Here is a 24,736-nt window from a genome sequence, read left to right on the forward strand (position 1 = left end):
TAATTTCTGTTATTTTTATTGGATGCCGACCGTCAAAGGTCCCACTGGAACGGCATCAGGCCTCGAAAGTGATATTGACGTTCTTTTGCTCGGTGTAAGACAGCATCTCGCCCAAGCATTCTTCGCGTCCGATGCCGGATTGCTTCATCCCGCCATACGGTGTGCCAAGGAAATGGTCGCTGGAATTGTTGACCCAGACATACCCGGCGCAAATGTCATCAACTGCACGCATAGCTTGTGAGATATCGCGCGTCCAAACCGAGGCAGTGAGCCCGTAATCAACCCCATTTACCGCTTCGATCAGGGAGTCATAGTCACTCCATTTGAGGACGCTCAGCACCGGTCCGAACACTTCTTCTTGCGCAATGCGCATATCGGGGGTGACGTCAGCAAATACAGTCGGTCGAACAAAGAAGCCATGAGACAGCTCTTCGGGTACATCGCCGCCCGCCACCATCCTGGCACCTTCATTCTGCGCTATTTCTATGTAACCGCGGACCTTGTCATACTGACCGCGCGTCGAGAGACAGCCCATTTCGGTACTAGGTGAGAGTGGATCGCCCGGCTTTACTGCATCAAATGCGGCGGCCAACTGATCAACGACGGGATCATATAGGCTTTCATGGACGAATACCCGACTGGTCGAGCCACAAGACTGTCCTGCTGTCCATGGCAGGTTCATGCCCTTGACCGCGCTTTGAACAGCCTTTTCAACATCCGCATCCGGGAACATGACAAGTGCGTTCTTTCCGCCCAGTTCCAATGACACATGTTTAAGTGTATCGGCAGCCTGACGCATGACGGCACGCCCGGTTGCGGCACTGCCGACAACGCTGACGCTGGCGATACCGGGATGGGTTGAAAGTCCTGCCCCCAGATCAGGGCCGCCATTCAGCACATTCAAAACGCCTGGTGGGAAAAGTCCGCCAATAAGTTCGGCAACCTTTAGGCTTGAAAGCGGTGTTTCTTCCGATGGTTTGATGATCACACTGTTGCCAGCCATGATTGGCGGCGCAAGCTTTGCGCAGGCGAACATCAGCGGGTGATTAAATGGGACGATGCGTGCCACGACACCAACAGGCTCTCGCACAACATAGTTCACTTTCCCCGCCCCAACCGGGACGGTCTCACCTTTAATCTCCGTGGCCAAGCCCGCAAAGAATTCCATCAAGGTAACTGCGATATCCACGTCAAACAGCATCCCCCGCAACGAGTTACCGCTGTCGAGAGCGTCAAGTCGCGCGAGTTCTTCCTTGTGCTCCTTGATCTTGCTTGCAGCTTCGCGCATAACACGCGACCGTTCCAAAGGGATCGTCTTCGCCCAAATTTTCTGACCTGCAGTTGCAGCTTTTACAGCGGCTTCAAGTTCTTCCTCGCCGGCACTGTCAACTTTGGCAACTTCTTGTCCGGTCGATGGGGAATAAACCGGTATCTGCTGGCTAGAACTTCTATGCCAAGCTCCACCATAATAAACCCCTTGGGGGAGTTTGTTGGGCAATGTGCCCAGGGCTGCAGAAGCGGCGACTACCTGCTTCATGTGATTTTTCCTCCCGGGAATTTCCGTGTTTATTATTTTTTGTAATCACGGAAAGGTCTCTCTGGTCTTTTTTATAAGATATCTAAATTAAATGGCAGCAAAGGAGATCAGTCAACCATAAAATTAGATATCTTAGTTTTGTTCGAAAAAAATAGCAGGCTCACAAACGAACCTGCTATCAAAACCTTATTCGGCAGCGACACTTTTCTCTTCCACAAGAGTTCGCCAATCCACTGTCTGCGGATAGACCCCCTCGCGCGAAGCGATGTCTGCATGCGGAATTCTTGGCTCGACGGTACCGATCGCATCGCCACCGGCAGCAACTTTTCTGGCTGCATCAACCATCAAGCGGCGAAACTCGACAATCGCGAGATCGGAAGCCCCAAGAATATCTACCGATCGATCAACAATGGCACCCATAGATACCCACATCACAATATCCTGATTGGGAATACCCTTAACACCCGTGAAACTCCCGAGCTTCATAGCCTGGCGATCCTGCAGGAAATTATTGTGCAATTGACGCTGGGAGACCCAACGATCATCAAGGTGAATGCCTTTTTGTGCGTGATTGAATTTTCGCCACTCTTCGGTTGTCGGACAGGCCTTTCCACCCCAGGCAATGAAATGGAAATGAGTGGTTTCATCGTCAATAGGAACGATAACACTCGCAACATTATAATTGTTATTCGGCGGGATCAGAGATGTATAGGGTGCAATATACTCGGTAATACGAAGATAGTTATGGGTACTAGGATTTTTGATCGGCTTACGGATCGCAGCATAGTGGAAGCCGTAGCTGGTCGTTTGGGTCTGCATGCGCGGAGATTTATCCGTCGAAGGGCGGTACCATGCCTGATCATCCGCGGAAGCGCCTTCAACGCGGGCCGGCTTCATATCCGATGAATGCAAACTGGACGAATGTGCGGAATCGATCTGCCCTTCGGTAATCTGCGCCCAGTTGGCCGGAATCCTGATTTTCAGGATTGAAACCTGGGTATCTTCGGTCGGGGCAAATGCAGGTGGCGAAAACGGATACATGTCTTCTTCTTCGCCAAGCCATGCCCAAACAAAGCCCCCCCATTCGACGGTCTTGTAAGACTTGTGCTTTACCTTCTCATGTAGCGGACTGCCTTCGGGTTCGGACGACATGGCAACACAGTTGCCTTCAACATCGAACTTCCAGCCGTGATAGAGGCACCGCAGTCCGCAATCTTCGTTACGACCAAAAACCAGAGATGCACGTCTGTGCGGGCAGAGCTCATCAAGAAGACCAAGCTTTCCGTTTGAATCCCGAAAGGCGACATAGCGATTGCCAATCGCCTCCACCAGCAGCGGTTTGCCATCCGCTTCGGCAACTTCTTCAATGAGGCAAACCGGCGTCCAGTGCTGGCGCATCAGCTTCCCCATTGGCGCATCACCCGAGACGCGGGTTAACAGGTCATTCTCTTCATGGCTGAGCATAACGTGAACTCTCCTCCTTTGTGTTTTCTTAGATATCAAAGAATCAATATCACATCATTACAGGCATCTAGTGACTTGACAAGAATTATTAGATATCTAATTTATTCATCAAAGTTACTTCGGGAGGAAAAAATGTCAACAGAATTAGAAAGCATAAAAATGCGCGTAGAGGCACGGCGTCAGCTAACGCCTTATATTTGCGAGTTTACGCTTTCCCCCGTGGATGAGATCGAACTCCCTGCCTTTGCGCCGGGATCGCATATCACCGTCGAAACGCCATCCGGCGCGATGCGCCGCTATTCGCTTGTTAATGATGGGGAATTTCCGGAAACCTACGTGATTGCCGTGAAACGCGAGCCTGAATCGCGTGGCGGATCATCCTCAATGCACGAGTCAGCTACTGAAGGTAGCGAGATTACAATTCAGGCACCCGAGAACTCGTTCGCACTCAAAAATGCACCGAAATATTTGCTGATTGCAGGCGGAATCGGGGTCACTCCAATTTACGCAATGGCCAATCACCTGTCTGCGCAGGGCAAGCCGTTCGAGATGATCTACTGCACCCGATCTGCCGAGGAAACTGCATATCTGGATGATATCAAAAACGCATTCGGATCACGCGTTAAGTTTCATCACGACAATGGCGATCTCAATCAGGTTTATGATTTCTGGGATCACTTCGAAGAGCCCGGTGCCGGGCATGTCTATTGCTGCGGTCCATCCCCCTTGATGGAAGAAATCAAAGCCATCTCAGGCCATTGGCCGGAAGGGCGTGTGCATTTCGAAGACTTCAAAGCCGTCGATGCCGTGCGCGAAGACGATAAACCGTTTGAAGTGAAAGTCGCCAATCTCGATACCACCATCACGGTTCCTGCTGACAGGTCCGTTCTCGAAGCACTTCGTGATAATGGCATCAAAACGGTAAGCTCTTGTGAAAGCGGCACCTGTGGCACTTGCCGCTGCAAGCTGATCGAAGGGGATGTTGACCATCGCGACATGGTCCTGATGGATGAAGAAAAAGACAGCCAGATCATGATTTGTGTCTCCCGCGCAAGGGAGGGAAATCTTGTCATCGAACTCTAATCAGCCGAAGCTTGAGGCGCCCTTGCGCCTTGGCGTCATCGGGCTTGGTCGCGGGTTCATGCTGACATTGCCAAGCATCAATGCAGATGATCGGGTGCAACTTGTTGCGGCATGCGCACCGCGGGAATCTTCACGTGCGGCGTTCGAGCAGGAGTTTGGCGGGCGCACCTATCAGAACGTCGAGGATATTTGCGCCGATCCGGACGTCGAAGCCGTCTATATCGCCACACCGCATCAAATGCATGTCGATCACGTGGAAATTGCTGCGAAAGCCGGAAAGCATGTTTTGGTTGAGAAGCCACTTGCGATCCATCTTGAAGACGGCATCAAAATGGTCGAAGCCTGTGAGAAAGCGGGCGTGCAACTGATTGTGGGCCCCAGCCACAGCTTTGATGGGGCTGTAATGTTGGCCCATAAGATCATTCAGTCTGGCGATGTCGGCAACGTCCGCATGATTCATGCAATGAACTATACCGACTTCCTATATCGTCCGCGTCGACCGGAGGAACTCGTCACAGAAGAAGGCGGCGGAGTGATTTTCAGTCAGGCTGTCCACCAGCTTGATATTGTTAGGCTTCTGGGTGGCGGCATGATGAAAACCATCACTGCGGCCACCGGGAACTGGGATCCGGCCCGCCCGACTGAAGGCGCATATAGCGCATTGGCTACATTTGAAGGCGGTGCCTTTGCCTCTTTGACCTATTCGGGCTACGCGCATTTTGATTCCGATGTATGGCAAGGCTGGGTTGGCGAACTTGGCTATCCGAAGGACCCTGAAAGCTACGGTCAAGCCCGCAAAGCCTTGACCAAGGTTTCAAGCCCGGAAGAAGAATCCGCCCTGAAATCCGGTCGAACATATGGCGAAACCCCGGCACGACCACCCGCGCCAAACCACGAACATTTTGGCCCGATCATTGTCTCGTGTGACGGCGGCGATCTGCGGATTACGCCCAACGGGGTTTGGCTGCACGGCCATTTCGAACAGAAATACATTCCTGCACCGCTGGAGATGGGCCCACGCGCCGGCGTTAACTCCGCCTTGATTAAAGCTGTCCGCTTTAACGCTCCGCCATCACAAACCGGGCGCTGGGGCCTTGCCACGCTTGAAGCGTGCCACGCGATTTTGCAATCCGCAGAAGCGGCAGCACCGGTCAAGCTGCTTCATCAAATACAGACACAAAAAACAAATATTGGAGGAAACTCGTGAGTAATCTGACACTTTCACTTGCCTACGGAGACTATGATCGCACCAGGCCGATTTTTGATGGACGCGTCAAAATTGATGGCGTAGATCCCGTATCAATGCTGCTGTCCCCGGAAGAAATGTTCTTCCGGGCATTCCGTAACGAAGATTTCGATGTCAGCGAGCTTTCATTTTCGTCCTACTGCGTAAAACTCGCACGAGAAGAATCTCACTATGTGGCAATTCCGGTCTTCCTGTCGCGCGCCTTCCGCCACACGTCGGTTTACATCCGGACGGACAAAGGCATCAATAGCCCCGAAGACCTCAAAGGACGCCGCATCGGTATTGCGGAATATCAGCTGACGGCAAATGTCTGGGTGAGAGGCATTCTTGAGGATGACTATGGGGTAAAACCATCCGACATCCATTGGGTACGTGGTGGCATGGACACGCCGGGTCGGCCGGAAAAGATCAAGGTTGATCTGCCCGATGATGTCAAAATGACCCAGGCGCCAGACGGTGCGACGCTTAATCAGATGCTGATGGACGGTGAGATTGATGGTTTCATTGGTCCGCGTTGGCCAAAATGCTTTAACGAAGGTCACCCGCATGTCGGGCGCCTGTTCACTGACAGCATTTCAGCGGCAGAAGACCACTATAAACGTACATCGATCTTCCCGATCATGCATGTGTTGGGTGTCCGCAAAAGCTTGGCTGAGCAGCATCCATGGCTTCCCGGGGCGCTGCTTAAGGCGTTCTCGCAATCAAAGAAGATGGCGCTTGATGCGCTGAGCGACACGTCCGCGACGAAGGTCACGATGCCGTTTGTCGAAGACACGCTTGATCGCGCGAAAAACCTTCTGGGTGATGATCTTTGGCCCTATGGCGTTGCGCCAAACCGCAAAGTCATCGAGACGTTCCTTGACTATCACTACCGCCAAGGACTTTCACCGCGCAAACTTTCGATCGACGAGCTTTTCCACCCCTCCACGCGTGAGGTCTTCAGCCTATGACCAATACCATCGCAAAAACATCTGCAGTCATGCCCTCCTTGCCGCACATTCTGATCGAGGAAGGCGTTCGCGCCGCCCTTAAGGAGGATCTTGGACGCGCCGGCGACCTGACCACGGATGCAACAATTGGTCCTGATCTCAGTGCAAAAGTATCTTTGGTCTCGCGTGAAGCCGGGCGTTTATGTGGTGTCGATTTCGCACGAAGTTCCTTTGCACTTGCCGGTGCGGGGCTGGCGTTTGAGGCATTCAAGAAGGATGGAGATGTTCTGGCCCCGGGTGATGAAATCGCCCGGGTGACCGGCAATGCACGTGCCATACTGTCATCGGAACGCGTTGCGCTAAACTACCTGTGCCATCTGTCAGGCATCGCAACGACAACCGCAAAGTTCGCAGATCTAATTGCTCATACAAAGGCACGCATTTGCTGTACGCGGAAAACCACACCGGGCCTGCGCGCATTTGAAAAGTATGCGGTGCGCTGTGGGGGCGGTGCCAACCATCGCTTTGGTCTTGATGATGCCGTCCTGATCAAAGACAACCACATTGCCGTTTGCGGATCTATCACCAACGCAATTGAAGCTGCCCGCAATTATGTCGGCCATCTTGTCGTAATCGAGATCGAAGTCGACACGCTGATACAGCTTGAAGAAGCCCTTGCAGCGGGCGCATCAACGGTGCTGGTTGATAATTTCGGCATCAACGGTCTGAAAGAGGCGGTTGCCCTTAATGCCGGCCGTGCGCGGATCGAAGCATCCGGTGGCATCAATATCGACACCATCAAGGACGTTGCTGAAACCGGGGTTGATTATATCTCAAGCTCGAAAATCACGATCTCGGCACCAACCCTTGATATTGGCCTCGACGTAACACTGGGATAGGAAAATGAAACAGTTTCAGCCAGGCGATGTGATTGAGGTCAAACTTCCGGGTGGTTTTGCCTATGTACAGATCACACATAATCACCCGGCCTATCCAGAAGTCATTCGTGCATTGCCGGGTTACTACAAAAAACCTCCGGAAAACATTCTCGAACTCGCATCAGGTCAATCAGTCTTCACGGTTATGCTGCCGTTATTTTCCGCAATCGAGCGAGGCATGCTTGAAGGGCGAAAAGTGACAAGCACGAAGGTCCCCTCCAGTGACAGCACCTTCCCGACATTCCGTATTCCCATCAGGGACCGACAAGGAAATGTTGTCTATTGGTGGTTCTGGGATGGTGAAGGACTGAATTATGATGCAAATCCAGATGCCGGAAGCGAAAACATGCCGCTTCGCGAAATAACCACGACCGATACCTTTATCGAGAGGCTTTCTGCGACCGCGCCGTGTTAAATACCTGAAAAAAACTTAAGTCGGAATGCGGGTAGGAGGGACCTTTCGCCCCTCTTCACCTGCTTTTCGCTCATCCTCTTCAAGATTATCCAGAATCAGAAGCATCCCCTTACGGATTATATCCAACTCGGAAGATGACAATCCTGCCAGCGCAACCTCGTTCACCTCTACGGCAAGCGGTTCAAGTTCGATGCGCAGTTCTTTGCCACGCTTGGTCAGAAACACATGCTGTTTTCGCTTGTTTCCGGCTAGCGTTCTTTTTTCAAGAAAACCAAGCGCTTCAAGCCGCTGCAGAGCCGTGTGGGTTGTGGGTTCAGTTAATCCGGCTTCTTCACTCAACTCACGTTGTGTCAGACCTTCCTGCTCCCACAGGATGCGTAAAAATATCCACTGCCCGAACGTAACATGATGAGAGGCCAAACGTATTTGCAAAGACCGGTTAAAACCCCGAGTTGCCAACCGGATAATATGAGCAAGACGCTCTCGCGAATTGGGAACTCTGTTTTCTTTATCGGTCATGAACAAAACGACGCCCTTAAAGCCAACTGAAATATTTTGCGTTTGACTGATACAGTCGTCGTATAGAGGAGTCAAACATGCTTGATACACAGCATATCAAGCATGGTTGACACATGCCATATTTACTCTGCTGTTTCATCCGCCGTGCGGGTCATTCCCGCAGACATTGCTTTGCTGTAACCCGGGGTGATGCGTGCATCGATAACGACAGCATTGCCCTGTCTGACATCCTCGAGTGCCACCTCAATTGCCGATTTCAAATCACGCGCATTGGTCACGGGACCAATGGCCTTTACCCCTTGCGCGCGGGCCATGGCGGCAAGATCGATATCAGGTCCTCCAATATGCTGACCGATCCATTTGTTTTCAACTGGACGTTCACGGCTGACGGCAACTTTTTCCTGATGGATTTCGTCATTATAGAAAGATCGATTATTGGCAATGATCGCGAGGAAAGGGATACCGTAACGGGCCGCGGTCCAGAAGGCCGAAACACCCATAAGGTAATCGCCATCCCCCAACACGGCAACGGGTAGCCGATCTGTACCCTTCAGTGCCAGTGCTGCCCCGACCAGCATACCCGGCCCTGAGGCAATACCTGCGCCACCGTCATAGCCAAGATAGTCAAGTGGATGACGGAAATGCCACAAATCCCCGCCCCAACTCAATGGCAGACGAACAAGAGACACAACCTCGTTTTTAAGCCCATCGCCGAGGGCCGCAGCAAGGGTATCTACATCCATAGGTCCCAAATCATCTGTCAACTTTCCGGTACTGAAAGCCGGCAAGTTCTGCGGTTTCAATTGGGGTGTTAAACCGACCTCTTTACATAGTGTACGTATGACGATGTCGGGCTCAGCCGCAATATGCAGATCAGCTCGAACCGCGGCCTGATGATCAAGGCTCCAGCCATTGTGAAGTTGGTGATCAACCGATAGCTGAACGAGTGGTGCATTCTCGGCCTGAGCGCCAGCCTGTTTGAGTGTGCCCGCAACGTCTACCCAGTCAAAACTGACAATCAAATCAGCTTCGTTGAGGACTTTTGCACCATCAGGGGAAAGGAAAAATCCTGGCGTTCCGGAATGAAGAGAATGGTCTGTCGGAAAGGCCGCACCCAGTTTGATATCGGTGAGAACGCGAGCATTGAAATGCTCTGCCAAAGCCACTCGGTATGCCCAGTCATCTGCAGACCGAGAAACTCGGCCCATAAGAAATACTGGGGACCGGGACTCTTTTAGCCGCGTGTGAAGTTCCGCAAGCGCGTCGGGCAATAATCCCTGTGACATAGGCAACTTAAAACGCCTTGGATCGGGTGTCTTGATCGGGGCTGTGACAGCCTCTTCCTGTACTGCAACATCAAAACAAATATACACAGGAGCCATGGGTGCTGTTTTTGCAATTAAAGCGCCGCGAATCATGGCCTCAAGCGAAGCAGATAACGATGCAGGTTGATCATCCCATTTGACATATGGCCGAACAATCGCCGCCTGATCGCGCGACGTGTGGATCCAATCTATCCAAGGTCGTCGTTCCGTCGCATCGACAGGACCGGTTGCCCCAAAGACCATAACAGGGACTCGGTCACACCAGGCATTGTAGATAGACATTGTCGCATGCATTAAACCGACATTTGCATGCACAATCGCGGCCATAGGCCGTCCGGTTACCTTCGCCCAGCCATGTGCAATTGCGACGGTATGTTCTTCATGAAGGCACAACAGCATTTGAGGATTTTCGTTGCCCAGATGATTAACAAGGCTGTCATGCAGCCCACGAAAACTGGAACCGGGATTAAGCGCTACATATTCGACATCGAGAGCACGCAGCATCTCCGCGATCAGATCGCTCCCCCACAAGCCTGTTGTCTCGGATATGACAGGCCGCTCGACCTTTTCCATCTCTTCCTCCCGATTTTTTACTTTAGTTGGTGTTCTTTATAGTCTCCCATTTAAGTACTTCGATATCTAATATCATGTCAAACGGGTTTTCCGATGCTATCTGCGGCTCTGATCCTCGTGACGGAGCAATCTGCTTCTGTTTTTCCGTCTGGGTAGCTAAGCGGGACTTCCTGCTTGTTTGGGAGCGGATGGTGAGGCCGTCGCCGGGCACTTGAATGTGCACTGGAAAGAGGTGGTCGATAAATGCGCGGTTCGTGATGTCACTGCGACGTGCTGCCCTAGACGATAAACAGACCTGCTCTTACACGCCGCAAAACCCTGTCCCTTTACTGGACCAATGGCGGCTCCACCCTTGACCAAACTCCGTATCCGCAATCGTGCTCAATGCTACGAATGCGTGGCACTGTTTGAGGAATAAACTCTAAGAGCAGTCTGACATGCAGGAGAGGGAGTCGACCAGCCAGTATCTCGGTTCGGAGAGTCATTTCGCCTCGATGGCAGATGACTCACCTTGGTCAACAGTTTCAAAGCAATCTTGGCTATTGCCGGTATCTGATCTGAAACCGATACGCGCTATCACTGTCCGTCCAGACAGTTGTCTAGATATTGCCGGGTTGTAAGCAGAGCTGGCAATCCATCTGCGATCATGACATCAAGGGGTTTCGCCCCAAGAAACAGCGGCCCCTGATTGGGCAGCAATATCCAGGAGCGGGCGATCGGCGTGTTAAAATACAGCTCAAGGCTGCGATAGATGCCGATCAGTGCGCTCAGCCTGAGCATCTGATCGACATTGATCCGGCCGCGATAATTCGGGCGGCGCGCGCCGCGCCATTTGCCCGGGGACATATCGGCAAGGGCTGCCGCCTGACGGGCGGACAATGCCCAGTTGTGTGCAATATTGCGATAGGCCTTGAGCGCGACCGCAGTCGCTCTGGGGTTCTGGCTGAAGTGCGCTGCCGTGGTCCGTGCCTCCCGTTTTATCTCTTCTGCCCGTCAACAAGCTGGAAATGTCGTCCCGTTTCGCCCATCATACAAGGGTGACATGGGTCGAGAGTTGGATGCATGACAAGGGAGGTCCCTATGGATTCCACCAGCATCAATCTTTTTCTCTTCGGCACCGGGGCCTTTTTCGTCCTGCTGCTCATTGGCATAAAGATCGGCGAATATCTGGAAAAGCACCCGAAGCCGGACTGACCCTTTTCCCTGGGCGAAAGATAGGCGGCGCGGTGCGGCCTGGCCTCTCGGCGAGCCGATCGTTTCGGAGAAGCCAAAGCCCGCCGGAGATTGGCGAGCTTTGGCCATTGTCTGTCGGGGGAGGCTTAGAGCCAAACGGTGCCGACAGCCCAGAATTGAGATGTTGGGTGGAGAGGATACCCTGTCAAGCAGGCGGGCAATCGTTTCGGCTGTGAATTTGTCCGTTAAGGTCTTTTAACGGACAAATTCATCTACTGTTCGGCCAAGAAGAAAAGGCAGATGGCAGGGCCCTGTTTCGATCATCGGTGGCGCAAATAGGTGAATAGTGTCTTTTGGTTGATTATTTTTAAGTGAAGATTCGCTGAAGTTGTTTTATTCTGTGCTTTCAGTAGATTTCCAAGGAGCTTGATGATGACCAAGATCAAAGGAAAGAACGACGGTCCCGGTGGGCGCAACGAGCACTACGACGTTGGACCTCGTAAGAATGTTCCGCGTAAGCAAATAGTGAACGAGATTAAAAAAGGTCAGCATCCTGACGCCCATGTTGTGAAGATCAATGGTCGGGAATACGCGCGCGACAATCCTGATCGCTCGAAAAAAGACAATGTGAACCGTTAAGTCTCATTGCACATTCTGACACGAGTACTAAAGGCGAAATTGCTGCCGTTTAAACTCTGCTATTCTTCCGAGATGTTGGCCGAATTGAGGGCAGGAGTGCTACCCATGACAAAATATGTAGTGGGATAACCCAGTTGAAGCGGATTTTGTGATACCAATAGTTTTGGCACTTTCCAGCAAACCATTAACCACCTTTGCATAGCCCCCCTACTCTTAATTGGGGCGTGGTTGATCAAGCATTGACGTTTGCTTCTGGTCTAGAATGGCTCCCATCAAATTGCACAAATCGATCTGGAAGGTTTTTTCATACCTTCTGATTGGGACGTTCCTTTGGCAAATGGGGGGAGAGATGAGATCAAAACTAGTAAGTATTTCCGTAAAGAATGTCGGATGTATTGGCAGCGAGACATTGACCGTTAAGCTGGACAATATTCTTTGCCTGGTTGGTGCAAACAACGCCGGAAAGACTACAATCCTGAGAGCCTACGAGCTGGCGCACACGCCGAGTTCATTCGATTATGCCAAGGATCGTTGCAATTGGGCTCCCGAAGGTGAAGCGTCGGAAATTCAACTTGATGTGCATATCCCTGAGGGTATGGGCAATGTTGACGAGAAATGGAAATTTGATGACGGCAACGGTCTGCGCATCGTACGAAGTCGCTGGATATGGCCTGCAGATCGTGAAGGCATTACGCGTGAGACTTGGGATCCAGAGGTCGAGGACTGGGCAAGTGATGGTAAGGCCGGCGGGGCCGACAATGTATTCAAGTCTCGTTTACCAAAGCCAATGCGTGTCGGTTCTCTAGATGACGCGATCAAAACGGAAGAAGTGCTCCTCACTTTGGCTTTGAGCCCCATCGTGACCGAGTTAAAGGCGTCCGCGAAGGACGAGAATTCGGATCTGTTTAAAGCAAGACTGGCACTTGCCGATACAGTGAATAAAGTGGCTGTACCGCACGAAGCACGGATAAATGAAATCTCAGAAAAAGTGATGGGGAGCTTGCAAGCTGTATTTCCTGATCTCGGGGTAAAGCTGCAAGTGGAAATGCCACCACCAGATTTGAAAATTGAGACCTTACTTAAACAGGGATCAGGAATAAGGATCGAGGAGGCAAGTGGAAAGTCTCAGCTTACCCAGCAAGGCACGGGAGCGCGCCGAGCACTTTTTTGGTCGATGCTACAGGTCCATAACGAGATGGAGCGTGACAAGGAGCGTCGTACCGCTGTTGAGAAGGCTTTGATCAGCGAAGAAAAGAAGAAAACAAGAGATGAGGCCAAAATAGAACAGTTAGCTGCGACACTTGCTGCCTTAGACGGTACCGGAGATTTTCCTGCCGACGCGGAAGACCCTGCATTGCCCGGCTATATATTGCTCATGGACGAGCCGGAAAATGCGTTGCATCCGATGGCGGCCCGTTTGGCTCAAACGCATCTCTATGCACTCGCCAATCATCCAGATTGGCAAGTGCTTATCACAACGCACTCGCCTTATTTCATCAACCCGTTGGAAGATCACACGACGATCGCAAGATTGGAGCGGTCTGTCGACGGAAAATCGATCTCGCCGCTTATCTATGTAGCAGACCAGGTGTCGTTCTCCCCTGATGAGAAAGAAAACCTGAAGGCACTGCAATTGACGGATGTCAGTTTGGCTGAAGTTTTTTTTGGCAGTTATCCTATCCTGGTGGAGGGAGATACCGAACAGGCTGCGTTCCTTGGCTCTGTTCAGAATGAAGACTCCAATTTGAAGCGGAGTGCCAGCATCATTCGAGCACGAGGCAAAGCGATACTGATACCGCTCATGAAGATCTTGCATCATTTCAAGACAGACTTTGGGATTGTTCATGATGTTGATTGGCCTTTCTCCAAGTCTGGCGAGAGCCACAACCCCATGTGGACAATTAACAACTCTATTCGCGAAGCTGTTATCGCGTGTCGTCAAGACGGTATCAATGTTCGACATCGTTGGAGTATTCCCGACTTTGAACGGTTTCTTGGTGGAGAGGAGCTTGGCAAAGACAAACCCTATGAAGCCTACAAGGCTGTGACATCTGACAAAGCAGTTGGCGAAATGGTTCTTGACCGAATGATTGAGTTATACGTTGAAGGCTCACCGGATCCAGATGGTTACGATTCGCAGAAACCACATCTTGACCAGTTGCTCGAGCAGTTGTCGGAGTGGGCAGCGCAACATGGGGAAGATGGGAATGTGAGATTAACGGGGAGTCCCCAAGCTCAATCAGCAGGGTGACACGATCAACAACTCTTCTAGTTTCTTGCAAACAAAATTGGTGACGACACAAGCCTTAGAGGCAATCTGATGACCGAAAATGATACGGAGAAAATGGGGGGCTTCATTGCCCGCGAGCATCATAAGCTCCGCTTTACCGAACTTTGTGAGACCTTCTTTGCACGGCTCGTTTTGATGAAATGCCCAGACCCTAAACTTGAGCGAACAATAACTGTTCAGCTATCTCTCTGCGATTTCTTTCGAAAGGTCAGCAAAGAAGCGTTGGTGTCTAGTCTCGCAGCTGAAACGATTAGGCATACGCATAAAATGTCAGAACTTGTCGGTGATGCTCTGTCAGCTCTGACTGGAGTTGAAATGAGCCCCACAGGAGAAGAGAAAACCCTTCTTGAGCATTACCAAGATCATATCGCAACTCGACTCAAATGGCTGGAAACAGGTAGCGAGGTTGATGAGCTTGCTCCGTGTGTAGAGCGTGTTTCATGTGCGGAAGTTGATGGACTGCAAGTCTTTGACATAGCGGTCTGCCCGAAAGTTCTATGTGAAGAGGTTTCCAAACGTATCCCTTTTGCTTTGGAGCTTTCTTCAAAACTCCTCATGCTCCTTGCGACAGCCCAGAATCGACCCGGAGATTCTGGGCCGCGTATAGATTTCAGAAAGCAGGTGGAGCTTCTCGTAAATCAATTAGACGAACGGTTTGATACGACGGGAGAAACGGAATTCACCCTGCTGTCTAATAGAATTCCCTTTAGGTGGGCGATCCAAGTTTTTGACAACATGGATTTAACAATGCTTGGAATTGGCACTTCGGGGTTAGAGGATAAAATTCTTCTACCATTGTTCCTAGAAGTGAACGGTTATCTTGATCTGATTGACCTTGATTTGGAGAGTGATCCCCGCGAGCGAAACGATGTTGTTGTTCGCTATTTTGTTCGGCGGCCAGCAAAACAAAATATCTTTGGTGCTGTGGATGCGGGACTTAGTCCCCAAACGAGATCTTTGCTGAATGAAACTGAGCTCGTTCTGTATCATCGTTTACATCAGCACGTACGTCAGGGATTAGTGTTTGGTGGGAAAGCCGAACTTGAGCAGTCGTTTGGTGCAATATGCTCAGGGCTTCTTCGAAGAGCCTCGTTTTGTATCGAAGAACCGAGTCTCATGAGAGAGCTAGCCGAAGTTTGGCTGGAGCAGCATAAAGACGAAAAAACTCTTCAGATTGAAGACAAGTTTTTTCTACCATTTATCTATGAGCGCCTGCGGAGTGAATTTGGCGCACGCGTCGTCAAAAAGCCGGAACGCTTCGGTGGAGAGGCAGACATACTGTTTGATGATTCAATCCCCATTGAACTGAAAGTACGTCGCGGACGCAAAAAACCAATAGATTTGGCCGATATTGAGAAAGCTTTCCCTCCAGGTGGGCAAGCTGCATCTTATGCCGCCATCTCGCGTTTGGGATTCGTCTTGGTTCTTGATCTCCCTGAGGAGGATGCATCGGTGGTAAGTTTGGAGAACTGCGTGACCACTCTTGAACGTCGATATCCCGAAGACGCTATGTATCCAACGTGTATCGTAGTGATTGTGTTTCGGTGTGTTGCACGAAGCCCGAGTAAATCACGTTAAAGAAGCCAACTGCTTAAATTGCGCGATCTCAAGGGATGCTGCAGAATGGCCGCGAGGACTCATGGCACCGACAGTCTTGGGATTATTCACGGGCCTTCCGCCTTTTCAATAACGTATGAAGCAGGCCAATTTCTTGGGCGTTCCTTTTCATTGTCTTTGAAGCGCTCGATGGCGGATATATGTATGAGGCTATCTGGTGGAATATGGCGGGGCTCCCCCCTAGGAAAATAAAACCGTTTCCACCAGATTTTTCGTTCATGCCATTCTTGGCGATGTGCGTTCTTGGGCAGAAATTCCAGAAGTCTCCAGCCGGTCGTGAGGGATGTGTGTAAAAGGCCATCAGCCGATGGTTTGGTGTATTGGCGCGCATTGACCCTTGGGTGGCCAAGTACGATATGGTTGACCATTTGTGTGCGAATTCTCAGGCCCCTGTTTCGTGCTTGCGCTAGCATCCATCGTAACGGGAACTTGGACAGCGCACTTTCTTCTTCGACAAAGCCGCCGCCGATATCTGAATGACAACCGTTGAACCAGACCTCGCGCAGGTCTTGCTTTGTGTGATTAGTGGCCTGTGAATATCGGTTCGGTTGGAACTTCTGACTGTTCGCCCAGTTTTTCAGGCGGAACATCCGGCGGTATTCATGAATAGCCACGGCATGGCGAACCACCTTGACTGCCGGATTTATCGAGGCGAATGGTAGTTCTTCAAGGTGGAACTTTGGAAAGATGCTGAGCCATACCGGAACGATGACTGAGGACACCGTATCCCAAACGCCAAGAAACTCGATCGGAACCTGAGCATAGGGACGCACGATCTCGCGAAACTCATGGGCGGTAGCATAATTACTATCCTCTTTGGCATTTTTGTAGGCTTTAAGCGCATAGCCTGCAAAATTAGCCTGATGTTGGCGTAACAAACCTACAAGATAGATCATGCCAGCCAATACGCGAACCGTATATGCGCCTCTGCTAAAGCCAAACAGATATATTCGGTCGCCCTCACGGTAGTTTTCTACCAGAAAGCGGTATGCTGCCAATACGTCGCGATCCAGACCTTTCCCGGTCGCCATTTCAAAAGTGGCATGGGCCTTTTGCCGCCACTTTCCCCAACTGTCTGGCATTGCAACAGTGCCAATTCCCGGTTGGTAAAAGACCAGCTGCTGTTCACTCTTTTCTGCGATCCGATAGAGCTTAAGCACATTGGAAAGCTGCTTGCCAATTTCGTTGGTGGTGCCATCGCAACAGACAACAAGATTCCTGCCTGGGCCGACGCTGGAGCGCGACATGCGCGTTTTGGATGGGGTATCTGTCATGGCCTAACCTGACGCTGTGGCGATTTTTCTGAAACGTGGGAGCTCCGATAGGATCTCGAACAGTTTCAAGTTGTTCCTATGTGTTAATTATGAAAGTATATTCTATCTTTGGTTGCAACTATTTATACTTCGGAATTCACATAAAACTTGCACTGAGCTGTGAAGATGCCGCACGACCTCTCGCAGAATTCTGACCACGAGATTCCCGAAGACCTAGAGTGGTTGTTGGGCGCATTCCGGTTGGTAGACTTGCATGACTCAGCGCATGCTGTGGGAGTACCTGCGCAAGATGTCGTACTAGCACGCCCTGGCCGTGAGTTGCGCGGACTTTGGCTTGATGTCGCATTAGAGCTCTTTAACTGTAGAGACTTGCACTTATAATTCTCCCAACTCGCACTTATCGGGCTTTTTCGGATCAGATTAAGTGATTTTATCACGGGTGCCAAAATCAAATTAACTGAGAATGAGATCAGATTACCTGCCATCAGATCGCAATCATCGCTGTGAAATCACATTATGTGCCACTGAAGGTCATATTGGCAATCCGGCCTGTCGCATCATCTGCCCCAGTTCCTGGGTTCGTTCGGAATCCAGATGTCCTTTCAGGAATTTGCGCATTTCCGGAAGCCGGGTATCGAATTGCTCCGCAAGTGTCTTGGCGTTGTATCCAAGCCGTGCCAGTCGGGCATCCAGATCGTCATATCCGATCGCAATTGTTTCTTCGACAATCTCCCGCGTGACAGGCTTGGCGCCAAGCTTGTAGGCTTCGGTGAAAGCGCGTGTCAGATGTTCGGTAAACTGAAGCGGTGTTGACAGGCGTTCCACCATCAGATCCAGCGCATCGTCCGCAATAATGTCTCCCTGCCTGGTGTTTTTGGTCCTGCACTGCTTCAGCAGCCAGTCGAGATATTTGCGACTGTCATCCCCCAGTCCCTGAAACATGATCTTGGTGGTTCTGTGACCGATCTCTTCCATTGTCGCCTTGTTCAGATCATTCCGCAAGCGGGGATGGCCAACCAGAACGACAGACAGAACCCCGTCACCTGCCTGGACAATTTCCATCAGGCGCTTGAGGCCTGTCAGCGTGTTTCCATGCAAGTCATGAGCTTCATCGATGAACAGAACGACGGTTTTTCTCATTTTCCTGATGAGGTCCTGAAGCTTGCGCTCCCGCTTTTCGGGCTGTGTCGGCACTTTGACATCTGCATCGCCCGAGACATCGAGAAAGATGGCGGTCAGAAGGGCTGGCAAAACAACACGCGGTTTGTCGATCGACAGGCTGCGCGCCACCAGAATATCCTTGCTTGCGGCCAATTCAGCCTGAAGCCGGTTTAACATCATGGTTTTTCCGACACCGACAGATCCTGTAATGGCAACCAGCCTCCCGGCCAGAATGGCCGCCCGCAGGTCGGCCATCATCTGGCGGTGCCATTCCGTTTCGAAAAAACCGGCCAGCGCCCAGTCCTTCTCGATGCCATAAAATGCCCTGACATCCGCTGTTAGCATGACAGCCTCCTATTATGTTTTGGGGTTCTTACCGAACCGTGTTTTGATTGCCGTAGCAATTTCACGTTTGTTTATCGTGGTGGTGACAAGCTCCTCGATGAATTCAAGATCTTCGGCACTCAACCGCGCCAGCGGTTTCTCCAACAAATCCGCAATGCCGCGACGCGCATCGAGGGTGCTGGCATAACTGAACTGGTGCCACGGGTCTGGATCTTCAAACTTTGCTTCAACGAGGGGGATAATCTCCGCGCTGGCAAATGCCTGTTCCGGCCCGGCCAGGGCCGAACGCGGTACCGATATTCTGGCAGCCAAGTCTGCTACCTTGTCGGCACGCTTCTCGCGGGGCGATTTGGCCTGTTTGCGATACCGATGCAATGGGATTGGTCCGCCGACAGGGCGATATGGGCCATAGCGTTTGCTGCCGAACTCGACAAATAGTTCCTGATCGAACAATCCCCACCACAATAAAACTTCTTCACCCGCCAGATCCGGGTCCACCTCGTAATAGGCGCCCTTCAGATGAATGCGGGCATCCGCTGCAACCGTTCGGCGTTCCGGTTCCCGGGCAAAGGCGCAATACCGTTCCCAGGAACACATTTCGCGCAGGCCTTGCTCGGGCAAGTTTGAACACCAGTCTTCCGCCCGGCTATGGGCTTCATGGCGATGCGGTTTGTCATTGTAGCGGTTGATAAAGTTCAACAACCAGCTATTGGCTTCGGCCTCTGTTTTGGGACGATGAAAGTGATACAGGGTTTCATGAGCTTCCTTGACGGTCAGGAACGGACGTTCAACCTTGCCCTTGGATCGCGCCGTAACCCGTCGACCGTCAGAGCCACGAGGCATGTGAGTACGCCAATCAACGCCAAGATGTCCCATGACGGTCTGGAACACGATGCTTTTGGCAACCGGTCCATTGTCGAGATACAGCCCTGCCGGTCTGCCCTGAAGTGTGGTGCCTTCTTTGGGTGCCATGGCGTTGAACAGGAACCGCAAGGCAGATTCCGCATCCTCACCATACACACAGCGATATTCCTGATAGGCAACACCACTACGATCATCCACCACGCTATAAAGCATCAGGGTTGGTGCGCCCCGTCCGGGTTCGATCCATTCCGGCTGGTCGAGTTGCTTCAGATCGGACGGGCTCATGTCGAAATGCCAGAGTTCGTTGGAATATCTGGCCTGAAACCGGACGGCGGCCGGGCCGCGTATAATCCGGGGATGATCATATCCCCAGTTCCGAAGCCACCGGTTCAGGGTAGATGCCGCCAGCGTTCCTTTAGGGGCTTGCACATAACCTTCGGGCGTCTCAACACCGTGATCCTCAAGCAACCGGATGGCTTCATTCGTCGACAACTTGTGACCTTTGCCATTCTCTGTTCTGATTTTCAGGGCGGCTACGATCTCGCAATAGCGTTCCATCTCTGCCTGCGATATTGCGCGGGGCACACCGCGATCAGAACGTTGCAAGCCTTTCGGGCGTTGCAAGTCTCGTAACTGGCGATAGACCGACGATATACTGAGGCCATATAACCCGGCAGTCCGTGCAACAGCGCTGGCCCGACCGGGGTCTCGCACGGGCAGAGAAGACAATCTGGTCCGAAGCGCCAGAAGTGCCTCGGCCGGTATGCGTGCGGCCCTACCTTTCATTGTCGGCCTCGCCATCAATGCTATCTGCAAATTCCGCGACATAGGTATAGACGGTTGCCCGCGACACACCCATCAGATCGCAGATCTCTTTAATACTGTGCTGTCTTGATCGATACAGGTTTGCGACGTGACGGCGCTTGTCTTTCGTCAGTGCTTTTCGACGGCCGCCTTTACGGCCGCGCGATCTTGCGGCTTCCAGGCCGGCCTTCGTTCGCTCCCGGATCAGGTTCCGCTCGAATTCGGCAAGGGCGGCAAAAATATGAAAGACCAGCTTGCCGCCGCTGGTGGTCGTATCAATCGCTTCGGTAATTGATCGCAGACCGATTTGTCGCTCTGCCAACATCTCGGCATGCGCAATCAATTCCTTCAGGGACCGTCCAAGGCGATCCAGACGCCAGACAACCAGCACATCGCCCTGACGTAATTCTTCGAAGGTGCGATCAAGCCCGGGACGATCAGTTTTGGCGCCGCTCACCTTGTCCCGAAAAATGCGCTCACAACCAGCTTCCCGCAAAGCGTCATTTTGCAGGTCAAGATTTTGATCGTCGGTCGAAACCCGTGCATAGCCGATACGCATGGCGCACCGTCCGGAAAGCCGTTTTTGAGGCGCAGAATATTACGTTGATTTCAAGACGGGGTATACAGACAAATTAACAGTTTTCAATCGGAGATCGGCGTTCGGGCTTTCACCTGTCTGGAAAACGTTCCCTTTCTGGATGCAGCGTACAAGGTATGCTGTCCTGCCCGGACCGCACTACGGGAATGGCACGTTACAAAGGCGATCCGAGTTTTCATGTTCTTCGGGCAGGTCTCAGAGGAACAGCTTCAAACCAGCTCCAAGAAACGACGCAACCAACAGAATCCTGATGATACCCCAGTGCAACCGGAAGGCCAGGAAGCTGCTGAGGAGGAACAGGGTTACGGCGAGCCATTCGATGGTTGCAAGGTCCGGCCGCCAAAGCGTTATGGGTCCCAGCTTCTGCCGGTTCACGCCAGAGAACAGGACATGCAGTGCAAACCAGATCGAAAGATTTAGGATGACACCCACGACGGCGGCGGTGATTGCCTTAAGGGCACCTTTCAGTCGTGGTTGGTTCGATATCCATTCGATGTAAGGTGCACCAACGAGTATCCAGAGAAAGCACGGGGCGAAGGTCACCCAAAGCGCCACTACGGCAGCACTCAGGCCAAGCAGAAGTCCACCGTCCTTGAAGCCGGCGAGAAACCCGACGAATTGCGTGACCAGGATTAGCGGGCCAGGTGTCGTTTCCGCCAACCCAAGGGCGTCGACCATTTCACCTGCGGTTAGCCAGCCGAATTGGACAACGACATCTTGTGCCATGTAGGCGAGAACAGCATAAGCACCGCCGAAGGTCACGACAGCGAGCATGGAAAAAAAGCTGCCGACCTCGACCAGGATGCCGGGCGCACCCGACCATCCGAGGGCAAGCAGTGGCAGTAGCCAGATCGCCAACCATGTTGCGATCGTAAGGCTCGTCTTACCCACCGACACGTGCGCCATGTCCACAGCCTTCCGATCCATGTCCACGGTTCTCATGAACCAGCCGCACAGGCCCGCCATTAGGACGATCAGCGGATAGGGGATCGACAAGAAGAATATCCCGACAAACGCCAACGCCGCAATCAGCCAATGCACACGCTGTGAAAGTGCCTTTTTCGCGACCCGCAACAATGCCTCGACCACGATCACCAGAACGGCAGCCTTGATTCCGTAAAACAGTGCCTCCACAAGCGGTACATCGCCAAAGATGCTGTAGATCGTCGCCAGCAACATGATCACGGCGGCACCAGGCAAGACGAACAGCAGCCCGGCGATCAAGCCGCCGAACGTGCCATGCAGCCGCCACCCGGCATAGGTAGCCAACTGCATCGCCTCGGGGCCGGGTAAGAGCATGCAAACGCTCAGCGCATTCAGGAATTGCTGCTCAGAGAGCCAACTGCGGTCTTCAACGACCTCCTTATGCATGAGCGAGATCTGGGCGGCGGGACCGCCAAACGATAGGATGCCGATCTTCCACCAAACCCGTGTTGCTTCCGCAAGCGTCGGGGTTTCGTCCCTCAGGACGTTACTGGAACCACTCATGACCTACGCCTTCTTCAACGCGGCGGGCCAGTCATGCCCTTCATCCGTGGCATCGCGTGCCCACCGATAGAATGCGTCGTAGAGCATCATGCCAGCTTCGAGCTGTTCCAGGTCGTCGCGATACATTCGAGATAGGCCTAGTGAGGCAGCAAGAAGTCCCGCTGCTTCAGGTGCCAGATCATGCCTGTTGGTGTCGGCACCACGCACGATCACGGCCAATCCCTCAAGCGCACTATGGCTGATGCCGAACTCTTCAATCATCGTGTCGAACGTGCATTTTTCGCCGCGATGGCTCCAGAATACGTTTTCAACGTCGAAGGGCGTCGCATTGAAACGTTCTGCGACGTTGAGGACCTGCGATGCGGCGACAAACAGTATTTGGGCATTCGGATCGACAAACCGGCGAATAAGCCAGGGACAAGCAATCCTGTCGATCTTTGGCCTGTGACGCGTTACCCAGACCGAGCATCCGCTGGCATCAGACGGTGGAAGTTTTTCCGCAAGAACCATCGGAAGCCCGGCATCTTTCCAGGCGAATTGCCCACCTTCGAGGATTTCCGCCTTCGCGCCGACTGATCGCAACAATGCGGCGGCACCTTGGCTAATCTTCAGGCCTTTCTGGCAGTAGACGACGACCGAACGGCCCGCGAGATCATCGGCAAGGTCACGCACATCGAGAAATGGTTGACGCATCGCGCTAGGGATCAGGTGCGGGTCCGCATCGAAGTCTTCGTCAATGCGTACATCAAGCAGTACGGGACAATCGGGTGTCCCCACCAAGCGGGCCAAGGTCGATACGGGTATTTCATTGTATGACGCCATAAAGCATCCTCCATGAACAGGTTGGATGGATGCAAGATTGGGCTGGCGCCTCACGGGGTTCTTGCGGACCCCCGGAACCGCTTTTTTAAACCCGGTTTTCCGCGCCGTCAAGCTCCAGAGCAGACATTAGCCGCATCGCAGAACAAATGGAAAAAGGGCTCCTTCAAGACCCACGCTACGCAAGTCACGAATGGCCGCTGTTTCTCACGACAGTCTTATGCAGATGTAGCTTGCCGAAAGCCTATCAAAACATGTGCTTTCAGATGTCAGCGCGGCATAATCCGGAACTCGGCATTATTTCTAATTTTATGTGTCAATTCAAATTGGTAATGTGAGCGTTAGTGGCAGATAATGTGATTTCACGGTGATGATTGCGGTCTGGTGGCAAATAATCTGATCACATTCGCAGTTAATGTGAGTTTGGCTCTGGCGATAAAATCACTTAATCTGAGCCGGAAAAGCGCGATAAGTGCAAGTTTGACGGATTATAAGTGCAATCCTCTATACTTATAGTTCAGACCATGCAGTGGAACGGTGCCGTCGCGGGCCAGTTTCATGAACACGGGGTGTTCTTCACGGCACGCGACACACCAGGAGGCAAAAACATTGACCAGCGACACTTCACCTTTGAGATCCGTACTCGACAAACCTTGCATCCGGCCTTTTACCGGCGGAAGGTCAAATTCGGGGACCTGTCTGCCCAACAGGGCCGAGGGGAGTGTGTTGGGATCAAGAGTCAATCCCTTCGCCAGGGCCACACCCAATATCAAGGCGATGCCAAGCGGCAGAAAATAGATCAGCCGGTTGAAGTGCTTTTGCGGGCGATGTTCTTTGGGGACTGCACTCATTTCGCCCTCCCGTCTTTAGGCTTCAGATTGTGCTGGAATGCGCGTTCCTCGTCCGACCAGACACTCTTGATATAGCCAAGTACCGCGATGATCTCCTCATCACTCAGCACATCCTCAAATGCAGGCATATCGCTCTCATACCCCGGCACGACAGCGCCAACCCCGAACTTGGTGATCGCAAACAGTTCCTGATCGCTATGGCGCCATGTGTGGCCACTGGCATCGTGTGGCGGGGCCGGCATCCGCCCGGTATCAAGGCGGCGCTTCCAGTTTTCCTGCCCCTCAAGATTTGCGCCATGGCACGATGCGCAGAATTCAGCATAAACATCGTTGCCCAGTGCAATCTGTTCCGGAGTGATCGGCTTTTCCAGAAAAGTCAGATTCTCGGGCGTTGATCCAGCATCCGCCACCCCGGACAGCAAAGCCATGCCGACACCAGCCATTAATCCGGTGACCAATGATCCGGGCAATACCGCACTCATTTCCTGCCCCGTAGATATTTAAACAACGCGAGAACGCTCATGATCAGGATCGCAAGGATCAGAAGGAACACAAGACCGCCTCCCGCCATCATCAGCATCATCATCGGGCTACCCATCATCGAGCTATCCATCATCTGTCCAAAACACTCATTCATTGGCGTAAACGGCAACGCCGTCCTCTCCGAACGCGTAGGTTTTCAGCGTCCCGATTTTTTGCTGCGCCATGCCCGGCGCATTCGGTGGCATGCCAGGCAACGTGATGCCCGTTATTTCCGGGCGTTCATCAAGCATCCGTTCAATGA

The 24,736-nt window shown here is 52.3% G+C and carries 22 protein-coding genes; 8 read left to right on the forward strand and 14 right to left on the reverse strand.

The window, feature by feature from the left end; translation table 11 throughout:
- Nucleotides 1-55: 55 nt before the first annotated feature.
- Complete coding sequence (locus TH30_RS19255; RefSeq protein ID WP_063086238.1) at nucleotides 56-1,537, reverse strand: aldehyde dehydrogenase family protein; 1,482 nt, start codon at nucleotides 1,535-1,537, stop codon at nucleotides 56-58.
- A 186-nt stretch (nucleotides 1,538-1,723) separates the two neighbouring features.
- Entirely contained in the window at nucleotides 1,724-3,001 is a 1,278-nt protein-coding gene (locus TH30_RS19260) for a Rieske 2Fe-2S domain-containing protein (RefSeq protein WP_063086236.1), read from the reverse strand.
- On the opposite strand from TH30_RS19260, the gene TH30_RS19265 reads away from it, so the two are divergent.
- Genes TH30_RS19265 through TH30_RS19285 form a run of 5 tightly spaced genes read left to right on the forward strand, consistent with a single transcriptional unit; the run spans nucleotide 2,990 to nucleotide 7,612 of the window.
- On the forward strand, nucleotides 2,990-4,084 hold the full coding sequence (locus tag TH30_RS19265; protein WP_223304934.1) for a PDR/VanB family oxidoreductase: 1,095 nt from the start codon (nucleotides 2,990-2,992) through the stop codon (nucleotides 4,082-4,084). The genes TH30_RS19260 and TH30_RS19265 overlap by 12 nt on opposite strands.
- Nucleotides 4,068-5,291 (forward strand): Gfo/Idh/MocA family oxidoreductase, encoded by a 1,224-nt coding sequence (locus TH30_RS19270; protein ID WP_223304935.1) that lies wholly within the window; start codon nucleotides 4,068-4,070, stop codon nucleotides 5,289-5,291. Before TH30_RS19265 ends, TH30_RS19270 begins: the two co-directional genes overlap by 17 nt.
- Complete coding sequence (locus TH30_RS19275; protein WP_175494872.1) at nucleotides 5,288-6,280, forward strand: ABC transporter substrate-binding protein; 993 nt, start codon at nucleotides 5,288-5,290, stop codon at nucleotides 6,278-6,280. Before TH30_RS19270 ends, TH30_RS19275 begins: the two co-directional genes overlap by 4 nt.
- Nucleotides 6,277-7,158 carry a carboxylating nicotinate-nucleotide diphosphorylase gene (gene nadC / locus TH30_RS19280; RefSeq protein ID WP_063086232.1) on the forward strand — a complete coding sequence of 294 codons (882 nt, stop codon included), beginning with the start codon at nucleotides 6,277-6,279 and terminating at the stop codon, nucleotides 7,156-7,158. The genes TH30_RS19275 and nadC overlap by 4 nt, the downstream gene beginning before the upstream one ends.
- Before the next feature lie 4 nt (nucleotides 7,159-7,162).
- Nucleotides 7,163-7,612 (forward strand): hypothetical protein, encoded by a 450-nt coding sequence (locus TH30_RS19285; RefSeq protein WP_063086230.1) that lies wholly within the window; start codon nucleotides 7,163-7,165, stop codon nucleotides 7,610-7,612.
- A gap of 15 nt (nucleotides 7,613-7,627) precedes the next feature.
- Here the strand turns inward: TH30_RS19285 and TH30_RS19290 are convergent, their stop codons facing one another.
- The 3 genes from TH30_RS19290 to TH30_RS19305 form a co-directional block, all read right to left on the reverse strand.
- On the reverse strand, nucleotides 7,628-8,131 hold the full coding sequence (locus tag TH30_RS19290) for a MarR family winged helix-turn-helix transcriptional regulator (RefSeq protein WP_063086228.1): 504 nt from the start codon (nucleotides 8,129-8,131) through the stop codon (nucleotides 7,628-7,630).
- Nucleotides 8,132-8,253: 122 nt separating this feature from the next.
- Nucleotides 8,254-10,029, reverse strand: a complete 1,776-nt coding sequence (locus TH30_RS19295; protein WP_063086225.1) for a thiamine pyrophosphate-binding protein — start codon at nucleotides 10,027-10,029, stop codon at nucleotides 8,254-8,256.
- A gap of 576 nt (nucleotides 10,030-10,605) precedes the next feature.
- Entirely contained in the window at nucleotides 10,606-10,908 is a 303-nt protein-coding gene (locus tag TH30_RS19305; RefSeq protein WP_198155600.1) for a hypothetical protein, read from the reverse strand.
- A 726-nt stretch (nucleotides 10,909-11,634) separates the two neighbouring features.
- On the opposite strand from TH30_RS19305, the gene TH30_RS19310 reads away from it, so the two are divergent.
- From TH30_RS19310 to TH30_RS19320, 3 genes are all read left to right on the forward strand, one after another.
- Nucleotides 11,635-11,841, forward strand: a complete 207-nt coding sequence (locus tag TH30_RS19310) for a DUF3892 domain-containing protein (protein WP_063086221.1) — start codon at nucleotides 11,635-11,637, stop codon at nucleotides 11,839-11,841.
- Between the two features lie 262 nt (nucleotides 11,842-12,103).
- Nucleotides 12,104-14,092, forward strand: coding sequence for an ATP-dependent nuclease (locus tag TH30_RS19315; RefSeq protein WP_209220771.1), 1,989 nt, complete (start codon nucleotides 12,104-12,106; stop codon nucleotides 14,090-14,092).
- Between the two features lie 69 nt (nucleotides 14,093-14,161).
- The gene (locus TH30_RS19320; RefSeq protein ID WP_063086220.1) at nucleotides 14,162-15,709 is read left to right on the forward strand and encodes a hypothetical protein; all 1,548 of its coding nucleotides are present in this window, start codon (nucleotides 14,162-14,164) and stop codon (nucleotides 15,707-15,709) included.
- Between the two features lie 86 nt (nucleotides 15,710-15,795).
- On the opposite strand, the gene TH30_RS19325 is transcribed toward TH30_RS19320, so the two are convergent.
- From TH30_RS19325 to TH30_RS22675, 9 genes are all read right to left on the reverse strand, one after another.
- Nucleotides 15,796-17,022, reverse strand: coding sequence for a DUF2235 domain-containing protein (locus TH30_RS19325; RefSeq protein ID WP_083952713.1), 1,227 nt, complete (start codon nucleotides 17,020-17,022; stop codon nucleotides 15,796-15,798).
- Nucleotides 17,023-17,553: 531 nt separating this feature from the next.
- Nucleotides 17,554-18,528: an ExeA family protein gene (locus TH30_RS19335; RefSeq protein ID WP_114099726.1), complete on the reverse strand. Its 975-nt coding sequence runs from the start codon at nucleotides 18,526-18,528 to the stop codon at nucleotides 17,554-17,556.
- A gap of 12 nt (nucleotides 18,529-18,540) precedes the next feature.
- A complete protein-coding gene (locus TH30_RS19340; protein WP_114099735.1) occupies nucleotides 18,541-20,157 on the reverse strand; it encodes a DDE-type integrase/transposase/recombinase in 1,617 nt (538 codons plus the stop codon).
- 10 nt (nucleotides 20,158-20,167) lie between these two features.
- Complete coding sequence (locus tag TH30_RS19345) at nucleotides 20,168-20,755, reverse strand: recombinase family protein (RefSeq protein WP_114099727.1); 588 nt, start codon at nucleotides 20,753-20,755, stop codon at nucleotides 20,168-20,170.
- A 234-nt stretch (nucleotides 20,756-20,989) separates the two neighbouring features.
- Nucleotides 20,990-22,282 (reverse strand): chromate efflux transporter, encoded by a 1,293-nt coding sequence (chrA, locus tag TH30_RS19350; protein WP_114099728.1) that lies wholly within the window; start codon nucleotides 22,280-22,282, stop codon nucleotides 20,990-20,992.
- Nucleotides 22,283-22,285: 3 nt separating this feature from the next.
- On the reverse strand, nucleotides 22,286-23,104 hold the full coding sequence (locus tag TH30_RS19355; RefSeq protein WP_114099729.1) for a chromate resistance protein ChrB domain-containing protein: 819 nt from the start codon (nucleotides 23,102-23,104) through the stop codon (nucleotides 22,286-22,288).
- A 485-nt stretch (nucleotides 23,105-23,589) separates the two neighbouring features.
- Complete coding sequence (locus TH30_RS19360; RefSeq protein WP_114099730.1) at nucleotides 23,590-23,952, reverse strand: redoxin family protein; 363 nt, start codon at nucleotides 23,950-23,952, stop codon at nucleotides 23,590-23,592.
- Complete coding sequence (locus tag TH30_RS19365) at nucleotides 23,949-24,434, reverse strand: c-type cytochrome (protein WP_114099731.1); 486 nt, start codon at nucleotides 24,432-24,434, stop codon at nucleotides 23,949-23,951. The genes TH30_RS19360 and TH30_RS19365 overlap by 4 nt, the downstream gene beginning before the upstream one ends.
- 147 nt (nucleotides 24,435-24,581) lie before the next feature.
- Complete coding sequence (locus TH30_RS22675; protein WP_404969468.1) at nucleotides 24,582-24,725, reverse strand: DUF411 domain-containing protein; 144 nt, start codon at nucleotides 24,723-24,725, stop codon at nucleotides 24,582-24,584.
- Nucleotides 24,726-24,736 lie beyond the last annotated feature (11 nt).

Source organism: Thalassospira profundimaris (genome assembly GCF_003326795.1).
Classification (GTDB): Bacteria; Pseudomonadota; Alphaproteobacteria; order Rhodospirillales; family Thalassospiraceae; genus Thalassospira; species Thalassospira profundimaris_C.

Excerpts from the sequence above, each read along its gene's own strand:
- TH30_RS19255 (WP_063086238.1), bottom strand. The coding sequence starts at position 1,537 with ATGAAGCAGGTAGTCGCCGCTTCTGCAGCCCTGGGCACATTGCCCAAC.
- TH30_RS19265 (WP_223304934.1), top strand. The coding sequence starts at position 2,990 with ATGGCTGAGCATAACGTGAACTCTCCTCCTTTGTGTTTTCTTAGATAT.
- TH30_RS19260 (WP_063086236.1), bottom strand. The coding sequence starts at position 3,001 with ATGCTCAGCCATGAAGAGAATGACCTGTTAACCCGCGTCTCGGGTGAT.
- nadC (WP_063086232.1), top strand. The coding sequence starts at position 6,277 with ATGACCAATACCATCGCAAAAACATCTGCAGTCATGCCCTCCTTGCCG.
- TH30_RS19285 (WP_063086230.1), top strand. The coding sequence starts at position 7,163 with ATGAAACAGTTTCAGCCAGGCGATGTGATTGAGGTCAAACTTCCGGGT.
- TH30_RS19290 (WP_063086228.1), bottom strand. The coding sequence starts at position 8,131 with ATGACCGATAAAGAAAACAGAGTTCCCAATTCGCGAGAGCGTCTTGCT.
- TH30_RS19295 (WP_063086225.1), bottom strand. The coding sequence starts at position 10,029 with ATGGAAAAGGTCGAGCGGCCTGTCATATCCGAGACAACAGGCTTGTGG.
- TH30_RS19310 (WP_063086221.1), top strand. The coding sequence starts at position 11,635 with ATGACCAAGATCAAAGGAAAGAACGACGGTCCCGGTGGGCGCAACGAG.
- TH30_RS19315 (WP_209220771.1), top strand. The coding sequence starts at position 12,104 with ATGGCTCCCATCAAATTGCACAAATCGATCTGGAAGGTTTTTTCATAC.
- TH30_RS19320 (WP_063086220.1), top strand. The coding sequence starts at position 14,162 with ATGACCGAAAATGATACGGAGAAAATGGGGGGCTTCATTGCCCGCGAG.
- TH30_RS19325 (WP_083952713.1), bottom strand. The coding sequence starts at position 17,022 with ATGACAGATACCCCATCCAAAACGCGCATGTCGCGCTCCAGCGTCGGC.
- TH30_RS19335 (WP_114099726.1), bottom strand. The coding sequence starts at position 18,528 with ATGCTAACAGCGGATGTCAGGGCATTTTATGGCATCGAGAAGGACTGG.
- TH30_RS19345 (WP_114099727.1), bottom strand. The coding sequence starts at position 20,755 with ATGCGTATCGGCTATGCACGGGTTTCGACCGACGATCAAAATCTTGAC.
- chrA (WP_114099728.1), bottom strand. The coding sequence starts at position 22,282 with ATGAGTGGTTCCAGTAACGTCCTGAGGGACGAAACCCCGACGCTTGCG.
- TH30_RS19355 (WP_114099729.1), bottom strand. The coding sequence starts at position 23,104 with ATGGCGTCATACAATGAAATACCCGTATCGACCTTGGCCCGCTTGGTG.
- TH30_RS19360 (WP_114099730.1), bottom strand. The coding sequence starts at position 23,952 with ATGAGTGCAGTCCCCAAAGAACATCGCCCGCAAAAGCACTTCAACCGG.
- TH30_RS19365 (WP_114099731.1), bottom strand. The coding sequence starts at position 24,434 with ATGAGTGCGGTATTGCCCGGATCATTGGTCACCGGATTAATGGCTGGT.
- TH30_RS22675 (WP_404969468.1), bottom strand. The coding sequence starts at position 24,725 with ATGCTTGATGAACGCCCGGAAATAACGGGCATCACGTTGCCTGGCATG.